Source organism: Staphylococcus sp. HMSC62A08, from assembly GCF_001839105.1.
GTDB classification, from domain to species: domain Bacteria; phylum Bacillota; class Bacilli; order Staphylococcales; family Staphylococcaceae; genus Staphylococcus; species Staphylococcus caprae.
In genome coordinates, this window is sequence record NZ_KV840039.1 from 11,604 (window position 1) to 24,718 (window position 13,115).

Annotated in this window: 9 protein-coding genes, 3 pseudogenes and 1 riboswitch; of the genes and pseudogenes, 10 read left to right on the plus strand and 2 right to left on the minus strand. The window is 33.6% G+C overall.

The annotated features are described in order from the left end of the window. Positions 1 to 135: riboswitch (FMN riboswitch) on the plus strand. 62 nt (positions 136 to 197) lie between these two features. Then, complete coding sequence (locus HMPREF3264_RS06135) at positions 198 to 737, plus strand: ECF transporter S component (protein ID WP_070872470.1); 540 nt, start codon at positions 198 to 200, stop codon at positions 735 to 737. 162 nt (positions 738 to 899) lie between these two features. Here HMPREF3264_RS06135 and HMPREF3264_RS06140 read toward each other — a convergent pair whose 3' ends face one another. After that, positions 900 to 1,148: a ferredoxin gene (locus HMPREF3264_RS06140; RefSeq protein WP_002449743.1), complete on the minus strand. Its 249-nt coding sequence runs from the start codon at positions 1,146 to 1,148 to the stop codon at positions 900 to 902. Between the two features lie 108 nt (positions 1,149 to 1,256). Here HMPREF3264_RS06140 and HMPREF3264_RS06145 point away from each other — a divergent pair, with 108 nt between their 5' ends. The 4 genes and pseudogenes from HMPREF3264_RS06145 to ypdA all read left to right on the plus strand — a co-directional run bounded on the left by HMPREF3264_RS06145 (position 1,257) and on the right by ypdA (position 6,469). Next, a complete protein-coding gene (locus HMPREF3264_RS06145; protein WP_070872472.1) occupies positions 1,257 to 2,219 on the plus strand; it encodes a YpbB family protein in 963 nt (320 codons plus the stop codon). Next, the gene (locus HMPREF3264_RS06150; protein ID WP_070872474.1) at positions 2,206 to 3,585 is read left to right on the plus strand and encodes a RecQ family ATP-dependent DNA helicase; all 1,380 of its coding nucleotides are present in this window, start codon (positions 2,206 to 2,208) and stop codon (positions 3,583 to 3,585) included. Before HMPREF3264_RS06145 ends, HMPREF3264_RS06150 begins: the two co-directional genes overlap by 14 nt. A gap of 159 nt (positions 3,586 to 3,744) precedes the next feature. Further along, positions 3,745 to 5,327: pseudogene (ebpS, locus tag HMPREF3264_RS06155) on the plus strand (elastin-binding protein EbpS). A 155-nt stretch (positions 5,328 to 5,482) separates the two neighbouring features. Continuing rightward, positions 5,483 to 6,469: a bacillithiol disulfide reductase YpdA gene (gene ypdA / locus HMPREF3264_RS06160; protein ID WP_037541459.1), complete on the plus strand. Its 987-nt coding sequence runs from the start codon at positions 5,483 to 5,485 to the stop codon at positions 6,467 to 6,469. A 161-nt stretch (positions 6,470 to 6,630) separates the two neighbouring features. Here the strand turns inward: ypdA and HMPREF3264_RS06165 are convergent, their stop codons facing one another. Then, on the minus strand, positions 6,631 to 7,599 hold the full coding sequence (locus HMPREF3264_RS06165) for an asparaginase (protein ID WP_070872475.1): 969 nt from the start codon (positions 7,597 to 7,599) through the stop codon (positions 6,631 to 6,633). 77 nt (positions 7,600 to 7,676) lie between these two features. Here HMPREF3264_RS06165 and cmk point away from each other — a divergent pair. From cmk to HMPREF3264_RS06190, 5 genes and pseudogenes are all read left to right on the plus strand, one after another. Next, positions 7,677 to 8,382, plus strand: a pseudogene (gene cmk / locus HMPREF3264_RS06170) ((d)CMP kinase). Positions 8,383 to 8,791: 409 nt separating this feature from the next. Then, positions 8,792 to 9,970, plus strand: coding sequence for a 30S ribosomal protein S1 (gene rpsA, locus HMPREF3264_RS06175; RefSeq protein WP_037541457.1), 1,179 nt, complete (start codon positions 8,792 to 8,794; stop codon positions 9,968 to 9,970). A 219-nt stretch (positions 9,971 to 10,189) separates the two neighbouring features. Next, positions 10,190 to 11,499, plus strand: a pseudogene (der, locus tag HMPREF3264_RS06180) (ribosome biogenesis GTPase Der). Positions 11,500 to 11,519: 20 nt separating this feature from the next. Then, the gene (locus HMPREF3264_RS06185; RefSeq protein WP_070872476.1) at positions 11,520 to 12,518 is read left to right on the plus strand and encodes an NAD(P)H-dependent glycerol-3-phosphate dehydrogenase; all 999 of its coding nucleotides are present in this window, start codon (positions 11,520 to 11,522) and stop codon (positions 12,516 to 12,518) included. A 170-nt stretch (positions 12,519 to 12,688) separates the two neighbouring features. Then, positions 12,689 to 12,961 carry an HU family DNA-binding protein gene (locus tag HMPREF3264_RS06190; RefSeq protein ID WP_001043863.1) on the plus strand — a complete coding sequence of 91 codons (273 nt, stop codon included), beginning with the start codon at positions 12,689 to 12,691 and terminating at the stop codon, positions 12,959 to 12,961. Positions 12,962 to 13,115: the final 154 nt, after the last annotated feature.

Genomic DNA, 13,115 nt, shown 5'->3' on the forward strand with positions numbered 1-13,115 from the left:
GGGTAGGGTGTAATTCCCAACCGGCAGTAATTTAAGCCTGCGACGAAGTGAAGTCAGAAACATATATTTTACTTCACTTCTTGATTCAGTGAAAATCTGAAGCCGACAGTATAGTCTGGATGGGAGAAGATGGAGGTTTTTTGTTGTGCAAATTTCCTCCTTTTCTGTGCAAGATGAATGGAAGGAGAAAATTGAATATGCAACAAAATAAACGTCTAATTACCATTAGTATGTTAAGTGCGGTTGCGTTTGTGTTAACTTTTATTAAGTTTCCCATACCTTTCTTACCGCCGTATTTAACATTAGATTTTAGTGATGTTCCAACATTACTTGCTACATTCATTTTAGGACCGCTCGCAGGTGTGATCGTGGCTCTCATTAAAAACATCTTAAATTTTCTATTTAACATGAGTGACCCAGTAGGTCCAGTAGCGAATTTCTTAGCAGGTGTAAGTTTCTTGTTATCTGCTTACTATGTTTATGTGAGAAAACGTACTTCACGTTCATTAATAAATGGATTAATTGTTGGTACCATTGTGATGACAATTGTATTAAGTATCCTCAATTATTTCGTGTTACTTCCTTTATATGGAATGATCTTCAATTTAGGTGACGTTGTGAAAAACGTCAAAATTGTGATTGTTTCTGGAGTGATTCCATTTAATATTATCAAAGGTATCGTCATTTCAGTTATCTTTGTTTTACTCTATAGACGTCTTAAAAATATTTTAAAATAAAACACATGCTCTCTATTCTAAGTTAAATCAACGTTTCTTAGTTTAGAGAGCATTCTTTATATACATATATTGATTACATCATCAGTAAGATAATAGATAAAATTTTTAATTAACTAAAAAAGCTCGAATCCTTAAACAAAATTAAGAATCCGAGCATATCTATTATTCAAATTTAAGCGCGTCACCATCAAATGGTTCCTCTTCAATTTTAATTGAGTCTGTTGGACAACCTTCTAATGCGTCTTCCATATCTTCGTACAACTCTTCTGGCACTTCTGCAGTACCTTGGTTATCATCAAGGATTACGAAAGCAATACCTTCGTCGTCGTAATCATAAATATCTGGAGCTGCTGCACCACATGCACCACATGCGATACATGTATCCATATCAACGATTGTATATTTAGCCATTTTCATTCGCCTCCTTTGATAAAAATGCTACACTAGTATTGCTAATACAATTGTAGACATCGACATTTTTCATTTCAATATATTCGTTTTATAGAGTGAGGTTTTAATTTGAACCATATATTATTTTATGCCATTAATCATGCATATAACTACAAAACAAATAAAAGCATTTATAATATTTTAATAGGCAAGAAGTCTCATCAAACGTTTTTTGATGCTTCGAGCCAACAACTTTTGTCATTATATCATAGTTTGCCCAATTTAAAATATCCTACTTTTGAGCGATTTATACTCCAAATGGATGATTTTGAAAGTAAATTTACAATTAAAACAAATTCTCGTTATACATATGATAGTTTAATTCAAACATTTAGTTGTATACAACTGCTTATTCAAACTTTATCACATACACGTAAACAATCTTTTAAATTTGTACCCGCAGTTCAAAACACTTTTATTCAACAAAAAGTTAAACAACTATATAGTCACATCAAGACAAATCATTTAGAAGAAGATTTGATCAAAGAAATTTACTTACTTTTCGAGACAATTCAAAAGAAGCACAACACGAATTATCTTCATTATTATTTACAAGGTTACGATGAACCTATGTATACAAGACAACAAATTAGTCTAATCGAAGAGATGAAGCAATCTGAACTATTTGAAATTGAAATGGTTCAACTTATTGATTTAATAGAAGAAATTGAACATGAGTCAAGATATCCAATACTGTCCCAAACTGTGATTTTACCACCCTTGTTAAATCAAACCTATTTAAGTTATCAAAAACTGCGTACTGGAGTAACTATGAAAGAGATTGCTGAACGTCAAAATGTTAAAATTAATACAGTCGAAGACCATGTATTAGAAATTTTCATCAAAGGTTACCAAAAAGATTATTCTACTTATATAGAAGAAACGAGACTCAAACAGTTTGTGTCGTATTATAATAATCATAAAGGATTAAGATTAAGAGAATATAAGAACGAATTTGAAGATTTGACTTATTTTCAAATTAAATTAGTGATTGTAGGTATTGAGCGAGGCGATTTAAATGCTAGAGGATAAACTGAAAGACTGGTTTGGATTTAAAACTTTCAAGCCCGGCCAAAAAGACATTATACAAAGCGTCTTAGAAGGCAAACATACATTAGGCATACTTCCAACTGGCAGTGGGAAAAGTTTATGTTATCAATTCCCAACATATCTTATCGAAAAGCCAACGCTAGTCATCTCACCACTTATTTCACTGATGGATGATCAAGTGATGCAAATGAAGTTAAACGGTGAATCGCAAGTTGCCTATATACATTCTGGAATGGACGAAGTTGAAAAAAGAAATAATATCAAACGGCTTCCGCAAAGTCGCTTTATATATTTGAGTCCAGAATACATTTTACAACCACAAAACTTTAAACTAATTTCCCGTATTGATTTTGGTCTTATTGTGTTAGATGAAGCACATTGCTTATCGGAATGGGGATATGATTTTAGACCTCATTATGCTTTAATTGGTCAGATTATCTCACATTTTAAGCAGGCTCGTGTGCTTGCATTAACTGCAACTGCACCACCTCATCTAGATGAGGATTTAACTCAAATACTTAATGTGAAACTTAATGTGATTAAGACAAGTATGAGTCGCGAGAATATTTCTTTACAACATAGAAATTTTAATGATGATGATGAGAAAATAGAATGGCTTATTCCATTTTTAAATTATTCGGGCCCTACAATTATCTACATATCTTCTAAGAAAAAATGTTTAGAACTCGCAAATTTAATATATGATGCAGGATTTTTAACAGGGATTTATCACGGAGATTTAAGTTATCAAGAACGACAGACCGTACAACAACAGTTTTTAAACAATGACATACCCGTTATCGTCGCAACAAGTGCATTTGGAATGGGCATTAATAAAAAAGATATACGCACCGTGATTCATTTCCATCTTTCTTCAAGTCCATCAAACTATTTACAAGAAATTGGTCGTGCTGGACGAGATGGTAAATTGAGTCAGGCCATAAGTTTATATCAACCTGATGATCGCTTTTTATTAGAAACTTTATTGTTTACAGATATGATTACTGATGAAGATATTTCAATGTTTGAATTAGGTGATTTCTTACCTCCTGATAAGAAAGAAATCTTGGAAACGTTGTATCGACAATTTTCTGTGAGTGAGCTTAGAAGTATTTTCAAAAAGTCATACCAACGTAAACGTTTAGGCTATATGCGTATGCTTGGATATAAAGATATAGACCAATGTCGTCGCAACTATTTACTGGAATTCTTTAATGAACATCCAGACAAACCAAATCAATGTTGTGATAATGATACCGATTTGGAGGAAATTAAAAATTTTAATCGTAAAAAAGTGAAAAGAAAAATGACTTATGAAGAAAAACTCAAAAATTTGTTTGAACCCTAGCTATCGCTTTACTTAAAGAAATTTATCAAGCTATAATTAATGTGTAATACCAATATAAATGTGTTAAATAATTTTAAAATTCATACATATTCACGTGATGACGTGGGTATAGAAATTGTAACGTTAATAATTTCATAAAACAAAGAAAGGATGATGCTTGTGTCTAACAATAATTTTAAAGATGATTTTGAAAAAAATCGTCAATCTATTGATCCAGAAGAACACAATAATCGTACAAATGAAGAACAACAAGATGAAACAAATGAAAATGTAGAGGATAAATCAAATCAACAATTTCCTCCAAGAAACGCGCAACGTCGTAAAAGACGCAGAGATGTTGCAACAAATCATAACAAACATGAAGATGATAATAACGAACACTCACAAAATAGCAATAATTCATTAGATGACCGTTATGATGAAACTTCATTACATAATGGTGAAAATGATAATTACGACACAGCATCTCGTTCTAATGATAATGGTGCGCACGCAAACCGTTCTAGTAACGATAAGCAAAACGAACAAGGCGCTCAAGATGATAGACTTGTTAGTGGTAAAGATGCAACAATTGCTGGAGGTGCTGCTGGAGCAGGAGCTACTGGAAAGGCTTCAAAAGAGGCTAACAAAAAATCTGGAGCTCGTCCTGGCCCGAAAGTAAATGAAGGCCATAATAATGACCTTACAGACGATCATGAACGTCGCTCTAATAATCATCACGAAAGTAGCGATGAAAACGCTACGCATGATTCAAAAGATGATAACCATTCTTCTAATAAAGGCAAAAAAGCTGCAGCAACTGGCGCAGGTGTAGCTGGCGCTGCAGGCGTGGCTGGTGTAGCTAAACATCATCATGATAAAAAAGAAGAAAATCATTCTGATAGAAATACGAGCCGTGAACAGCATCATGACAACGAAATGACCGTTATAGAAATGATGAAACGAACCATGATAATCATGAACATGATAAAAAGTCTGGCAAAGGTAAGAAAACTGCCGCTGTAGGTGCTGGAGCTGCAGGTGCTGCCGGAGCTGCTGGTTTAGCAAAGCATGAACATGATAAACACAAAAATGGTGACAAACGTGGTGATCATAGACAACACGATGATAGAAACCAACATAGAGATGACCAACGTCGTCAACATCATCACGAAGATAATCATGATGGTAAGAAAAAAGGCGGATTAATGAAAATATTATTACCACTTATCGCCGCTGTACTTATCCTTGGTGCCATTGCTATCTTTGGTGGTATGGCATTAAATAACCATAAAGATAGTAAAAATGATGATAACAAAGTTTCTGATCAAAGTAAGAAAGATTCAGATAAGAAAGATAATGACAAAGATAAAGCAGCTAGTGACAAAGATAAAGACAAAAATAAAGATAAATCATCTTCAGATAACAATTCATCAAGCTCAAATAGTAATGCATCTGGATCAGATGAAAATGGTAATAACTCAAATAGCGATAACCAAAACGGCACAACTAATAACCAAAACCAAGGTACTCAAAACCAAAACAATCAACAAAACAATGGTAATGCAGCACAAGGGAATAATGGCCAACAAAATAAACAAGGTCAACAATCACACACTGTAAATGGACAAGAAAATCTATATCGTATCGCAATCCAATATTATGGTAGTGGTACTCAAGAAAATGTTGACAAAATTAAACGTGCAAATGGATTAAACAGTAATAACATCCATAACGGTCAAACATTAGTTATTCCTCAATAAAACGATTTTAATCGATAATGATTAACGTCCTCTTAGTTCACGCTGAGAGGGCGTTTTTTATATTGCATGAAATTTTCCTGATTTTATACAATTCATGCTTAGCTAAATTAAGTAATAACTGATATAATGATTTGGTGATTAAAGGAGGGCAAATCATGCAAAGAGTTGAAAGCATTATTATTGGTGGTGGCCCATGTGGTTTAAGTGCTGCGATTGAGCAAAAGAAAAAAGGTATCGAAACGTTAGTTATTGAAAAAGGGAACGTTGTAGAATCAATCTACAATTATCCAACACATCAAACTTTCTTTTCATCAAGTGACAAATTAAGCATTGGTGATATTCCATTTATTGTTGAAGAAAGTAAACCAAGACGTAATCAAGCACTCGTTTATTACAGAGAAGTAGTGAAACATCATCAATTAAATATCCATCCATTCGAGGAAGTTTTAACAGTTAAAAAGATTGATAACAAATTTACAATCACTACGACAAAAGATGTCTATGAATGTAAATTTTTAACAGTTGCAACAGGTTATTATGGCCAACATAATACTTTAGAAGTTGAAGGTGCCGAATTACCAAAAGTATTCCATTACTTTAAAGAAGCACATCCTTACTTCAACCAAAATGTTGTAATCATTGGTGGTAAAAATTCTGCTGTAGATGCTGCACTAGAATTAGAAAAAGCAGGCGCAAATGTGACAGTCATTTATCGTGGAGAAAGATATCCAAAGGCAATTAAACCTTGGATATTACCAAATTTCGAGTCTTTAGTTACTCACGAAAAGATTACAATGGAATTTAACGCGAACGTGACTCAGATTACTGAAGATACAGTCACTTATGAAAAGGATGGCCGTACAATTGAAATCGATAACGATTACGTGTTTGCAATGATAGGTTATCATCCTGATTATGAATTCTTAAAATCAATCGGAATTGAAATCAATACGAACGAATACGGTACAGCACCAGTTTACAATCGTGAGACGTATGAAACGAATGTAGAAAACTGTTATATTGCAGGTGTGATTGCTGCAGGAAATGATGCAAATACTATTTTCATTGAAAACGGTAAGTATCATGGTGGAATCATTACTCAAAGTATTCTTAGTAAGAAACAAACACCTCTAGAAACTTAAGTTAAATCATTTACACATATCAATTCGTATATTAATCCATTTAGGTATAACAAATCCCTCAGAAAGTTTTAATATTTTCTGAGGGATCATTTTTATTTATTCCATACATTTTATTATTGGGTATCGTTGCCATGATTTTTCGTAATTATACAAATTAGAATTTATTCTTCAAAGTATGCTTTAAGTTTCTGATGATTCATATCTTGACTTAAACCAACTAATAATTTAAGTCGTGCTTTAGGTCCGTTTAATCCATTTGAAAAGATGACTCCCTTTTCAAATAAATCAAAACCGCCACCTTCATAAGCATATACCGGACTAACAATGCCATTGAATGATCTTGAAACAAGTACAATCGGGATGCTCTTATCAAGACAATGTTGAAGTCCAGATAAACATGTCGCAGGGAGATTTCCTTGACCGAGTGCTTCAATAACTAAACCATCTATTTCTTGATTAGCATAGAAATCTAATAAGTCACTTTCCATTCCCATATAGGCCTTGATAAGTGGCACTTTAAGTTGATGATTAATTGATTTAAAGGAAGTTTGTCGATATGGATGATTATGAAATTGCACTCGATCTTTTGTTAATACGCCAAGCGGACCATGATTAGGACTTTGGAATGTATTAATATTTGAAGTATGCGTTTTCGTTACATTTCGCGCCGTATGAATTTCATCATTAAAGACGACCATGACTCCTTTTCCTAAAGCAGCATCTGAAGAGGCAACTCTAATCGCTGAAATAAAATTATATAAACCATCTGACCCAATTTCATTAGACGATCTCATTGCACCGGTAATAACTACAGGCTCATCAATATCTAATAATAGGTCTAATAAAAAGGCTGTTTCCTCGAGTGTATCCGTCCCATGAGTAACAACATAGCCATCATAATCATTATTATTCACGCATTGAATAATCGTTTCTCTAAGTCGTGTGACATTCTTTGTCGTCATGTGAGGAGAAGGCACATTGAGTAAATGTGTTTCTTCAACTTCAGCATATTGATTAATAATATCTTGATGTTGGGAAATAGGATTTTCCTCGTTGGTAACAACTTTGTTTGTAGCATCTTGTGACATACTAATTGTACCGCCAGTATGTATAACAAGGAGTCTTTTCATAATCTTTCCTCCTATTAATTTTTTACTTTTTTATGATAAAATAAGATTTACAAAACAACAAGGAAGGTTAATTAATAATGAGTTCAATCAATATTGCATTAGATGGACCAGCAGCTGCAGGTAAGAGCACAATTGCGAAACAAGTTGCAAGTCGTCTAACTATGATATATGTTGATACAGGAGCAATGTATCGTGCCATTACATATAAATATTTACAAAATGGCAAACCTGAAAATTTCGATGAATTAATTCAAAATACTGAATTAGAATTGATTTATGATAAAGAAAAAGGTCAAAGAATAATTTTAGACGGTCAAGATGTGACAGACTACTTAAGAGAAAATGACGTCACAAATCATGTTTCTTACGTTGCTTCAAAAGAACCTGTACGTTCGTTTGCAGTTAAGATTCAAAAAGATTTAGCTGCTAAAAAAGGAATAGTGATGGACGGCAGGGATATTGGTACTGTCGTGTTACCAAACGCCGAACTCAAAGTTTATATGATTGCATCAGTTGAAGAACGTGCTGAACGCCGTCAAAGTTTATATGATTGCATCAGTTGAAGAACGTGCTGAACGCCGTCAAAAGGAAAATGAGTTACGTGGTATTGAGTCTAATTTAGAACAACTTAAACAAGAAATTGAAGATCGCGACCATTATGATATGAATCGCGAAATTTCTCCGCTGAAGAAAGCAGACGATGCAATTACTTTAGATACAACCGGGAAATCAATCGAAGAAGTTACAAACGAAATTTTAGATATGGTTGAAAACTTAAAATAAATTTAAAGCTTAAAGACTATGATTGTGTATCTTATTGGTACGTCATCATAGTCTTTTTAAGCATATCGGTTTAATTAAGTATTAATATTATATATAATTAACTTGGAAAATAAGATTTGCATCTGTGATTAGTTACTAACTATATTTTTTCAAAATTATAATTTAACATATCTTAATAAGTGATGGTCATTCAAACTATATAGTCGAGTAAAATTACGTGTTTAAAAATGATGCATTTCAATTCGTTAATAAACTATATCAATTTTAGGTAATGAACCAAATTTAGACAGAAGCAATTTTAAGATAAAGTAAACCATGTTAAGATTGCCCGTTTGAAAGTAGAATTTCTTGACAATTCTGTCAGTTTATAAGATGTTATAATTATGTAGTGTTTAAGGAGGCAAACAAGATGACTGAAGAATTCAATGAATCAATGATTAATGACATTAAAGAGGGTGACAAAGTCACTGGTGAAGTTCAACAAGTTGAAGATAAACAAGTTGTTGTGCACATTAATGGAGGTAAGTTTAACGGTATCATCCCAATTAGCCAACTTTCTACTCACCACATCGAGAGCCCAAGTGAAGTAGTGAAAGTCGGCGATGAAGTTGAAGCTTACGTCACTAAAATTGAGTTCGATGAAGAAAATGACTCAGGTGCATACATTTTATCTAAAAGACAACTTGAAACTGAAAAATCATATGAATACTTACAAGAAAAACTTGATAACGATGAAGTGATTGAAGCTGAAGTTACTGAAGTAGTTAAAGGCGGCTTAGTCGTAGATGTTGGTCAAAGAGGATTCGTACCAGCTTCACTAATTTCAACTGATTTCATTGAAGATTTCTCTGTATTTGATGGACAAACAATCCGCATTAAAGTGGAAGAATTAGATCCTGAGAACAATAGAGTCATTTTAAGCCGTAAAGCTGTAGAACAAGCTGAAAACGATGTTAAAAAAGCATCGCTATTAGATTCACTTAGCGAAGGCGATGTGATTGATGGTAAAGTGGCTCGCCTAACTAACTTCGGTGCTTTCATTGATATTGGTGGTGTGGATGGTTTAGTTCACGTATCTGAATTATCACATGAACATGTTCAATCACCAGAAGAAGTGGTATCAGTTGGTGACGAAGTAAAAGTTAAAGTTAAATCTGTTGAGAAAGATTCTGAACGTATTTCTTTATCTATTAAAGATACTTTACCAACGCCTTTTGAAAATATTAAAGGTAAATTCCACGAAGATGACGTGATTGAAGGTACTGTAGTACGTCTAGCTAACTTTGGTGCGTTTGTAGAGATTGCACCTGCAGTACAAGGCTTAGTTCACATTTCTGAAATCGATCATAAACATATCGGTTCACCAAGTGAAAAATTAGAACCAGGTCAACAAGTAAATGTTAAAATTTTAGGTATTGATGAAGAAAATGAACGAATTTCATTATCTATCAAAGCAACATTACCTAAAGAAGATGTGATTGAAAGTGATGAATCCACAACTCAATCTTATCTAGACAACGATAACGATGAAGACAATCCAACTTTAGGTGATGTTTTCGGAGATAAATTTAAAGACCTTAAATTCTAATAGTAATAATTAAATTTCTTGTATAATGTATGTTACAAACTCCAATTAAGTCTTAGAACAATGAATGCGTTCTTTGAACATTAATTGGGGTTTTATTTTTTAAAATTTAAAAACAACTATATACATACTTACATATCATGAATGCGACTTACTCCAGTTTTGAATAAGCGCATTCATGTGATAAAATTATAGAGATTAAGAAAGAGAGGAAGTTACCTTATGACTAAACCTATAGTGGCAATTGTGGGTAAACCTAACGTTGGGAAATCTACAATTTTTAATAGAGTGGTCGGTGAGCGTGTATCAATTGTTGAAGATACGCCAGGCGTAACACGAGACCGAATTTACTCGTCAGGTGAATGGTTAACTCATGAATTTAATATCATCGATACAGGTGGTATTGAAATTGGAGATGCACCTTTCCAAACACAAATACGTGCACAAGCAGAAATCGCGATTGATGAAGCGGATGTTATCATTTTATGGTAAACGTAAGGGAAGGTCTGACTCAAAGTGATGAAATGGTTGCACAAATGTTGTATAAATCTAAGAAACCTGTAGTTCTAGCAGTGAATAAAGTCGACAATCCAGAAATGCGAAATGATATTTATGATTTCTATTCATTAGGTTTCGGAGATCCGTATCCAATCTCTGGTTCACACGGCCTAGGCCTTGGGGATTTATTAGATGCTGTGGTGAAGAACTTTGGCGAAGAAACTGAAGATCCATATGACGAAGATACAATTAGATTGTCTATTATTGGTAGACCTAATGTGGGAAAATCTAGTCTAGTTAATGCAATTTTAGGTGAAGAACGTGTTATCGTTTCTAATGTTGCAGGTACGACGAGAGATGCAGTCGATACAGAATATACATATGAAGATCAGGATTATGTATTAATTGATACTGCCGGTATGCGTAAGAAAGGTAAAGTTTATGAATCCACTGAAAAGTACTCCGTTTTACGCGCATTAAAAGCAATCGAACGATCAAATGTAGTCCTCGTTGTTATTGATGCTGAACAAGGAATTATCGAACAAGACAAACGTGTAGCAGGATATGCGCACGAAGAAGGTAAAGCTATTGTCATTGTTGTGAATAAATGGGACACAGTTGAAAAAGATAGTAAAACGATGAAGAAGTTTACTGAAGACGTTAGAAATGAATTTCAATTCTTAGATTATGCTCAAATTGCATTCGTTTCTGCTAAAGAGAGCTTACGTTTGAGAACACTTTTCCCATATATCAAGGAAGCAAGTGAAAATCATAAGAAACGTGTACAAAGCTCAACACTTAACGAAGTGGTAACCGATGCAATCTCAATGAACCCAACACCTACTGATAAAGGTAAAAGATTAAATGTATTTTATACGACACAAGTTGCAATCGAACCTCCAACATTTGTAGTGTTCGTCAATGATGTAGAATTAATGCACTTCTCTTACAAACGTTACTTAGAGAACCAAATTAGAGATGCATTTGGATTTGAAGGAACACCAATCCATATTATTCCTAGAAAAAGAAATTAATCAACAAAGGGGATTTAAAGATGACAAAGATTACAGTATTTGGTATGGGTAGTTTTGGTACTGCACTAGCTAATGTCTTAGCACAAAATGGTCACGATGTATTAATGTGGGGTAAAAATAACGATAGTGTAGAAGAATTAAATACACACCACATGAATAAGAACTATTTAAAAGAAGCAAAATTAGAAGAATCTATTCAAGCAACGACAGATCTTAAACAAGCTACACAATTCTCAGATATTTTTCTTATGGCGTTACCTACAAAAGCAATGAGAGAAGTAGCATCAAACATAGATGAAATGCTTGAATCGAAGAAAACATTTATCCATGTTGCTAAAGGTATTGAAAATGGTACGTTCAAACGTGTATCTGAGATGTTAGAAGATTCTATTTCACCAGAGCATAATGCTGGTATTGGAGTGCTTTCTGGTCCGAGTCACGCTGAAGAGGTTGTAATTAAACAACCAACAACTGTTGCTGCATCTTCTAAAGATGAGAAGATTAGTGCCTTGATTCAAGATTTATTTATGAATGACTATCTTAGAGTCTATACAAACAGCGACCTTGTCGGCGTAGAACTAGGTGGTGCACTAAAAAATATTATTGCTGTTGCAAGTGGTATTGTTGCAGGTATGGGCTTCGGAGATAATGCTAAGGCTGCATTAATGACACGTGGATTAGCAGAAATTAGTCGCTTAGGCGAAAAGTTAGGCGCTGATCCTATGACTTTCTTAGGTTTAGGTGGTATAGGCGATTTAATAGTTACATGTACGTCAACACATTCTCGAAATTTCACACTTGGTTATAAATTAGGCCAAGGTAAAACAATGGACGATGCATTAAAAGAAATGAACATGGTTGTTGAAGGGGTTTACACTACAAAATCTGTTTATCACTTAGCTAAAGAAGAAAATGTAGATATGCCAATTACAAGTGCATTGTATCGAGTATTATTCGAAGATGTACCTGTTAAAGATAGTGTTAAAGAACTAATGGGAAGAGATAAAAAAGCTGAATAATTAGTGTATTATTACTATTTTTGAGCGAATATTTATAAATTTAATTGCAAATCGCGTAAAATCAACGTTTCTGTTGTATAAATCGTTGCGATGACAGTAATCAGTGTGTTAAAGTCATAGCATAATGATATCAAGCATATCATTATAAAACCTCAGGAGGTGAATTCATAATGAATAAAACTGATTTAATTAATGCAGTTGCAGAACAAGCAGACTTAACTAAAAAAGAAGCTGGTTCAGCAGTTGACGCTGTTTTCGAATCAATCCAAAACTCACTTGCTAAAGGTGAAAAAGTACAATTAATCGGTTTCGGTAACTTCGAGGTACGTGAACGTGCTGCTCGTAAAGGCCGTAACCCTCAAACAGGTAAAGAAATTGACATCCCTGCAAGTAAAGTACCAGCATTCAAAGCTGGTAAAGCATTAAAAGATGCTGTTAAATAATTTTACTTACAAAAAAGCCCCTCAGGGGCTTTTTTAATTATTTTAGAACGCCTGATTTTTAAAAATTTTAGGCGTTCTTATGCATTAGTCATTAGACTAATGTAATCCTTTTTACATTTTTTATATAAGCGTTTCAATTATATAACATTTAATC

Excerpts from the sequence above, each read along its gene's own strand:
- HMPREF3264_RS06150 (WP_070872474.1), top strand. The coding sequence starts at position 2,206 with ATGCTAGAGGATAAACTGAAAGACTGGTTTGGATTTAAAACTTTCAAG.
- ypdA (WP_037541459.1), top strand. The coding sequence starts at position 5,483 with ATGCAAAGAGTTGAAAGCATTATTATTGGTGGTGGCCCATGTGGTTTA.
- rpsA (WP_037541457.1), top strand. The coding sequence starts at position 8,792 with ATGACTGAAGAATTCAATGAATCAATGATTAATGACATTAAAGAGGGT.
- HMPREF3264_RS06185 (WP_070872476.1), top strand. The coding sequence starts at position 11,520 with ATGACAAAGATTACAGTATTTGGTATGGGTAGTTTTGGTACTGCACTA.
- HMPREF3264_RS06190 (WP_001043863.1), top strand. The coding sequence starts at position 12,689 with ATGAATAAAACTGATTTAATTAATGCAGTTGCAGAACAAGCAGACTTA.
- HMPREF3264_RS06135 (WP_070872470.1), top strand. The coding sequence starts at position 198 with ATGCAACAAAATAAACGTCTAATTACCATTAGTATGTTAAGTGCGGTT.
- HMPREF3264_RS06165 (WP_070872475.1), bottom strand. The coding sequence starts at position 7,599 with ATGAAAAGACTCCTTGTTATACATACTGGCGGTACAATTAGTATGTCA.
- HMPREF3264_RS06140 (WP_002449743.1), bottom strand. The coding sequence starts at position 1,148 with ATGGCTAAATATACAATCGTTGATATGGATACATGTATCGCATGTGGT.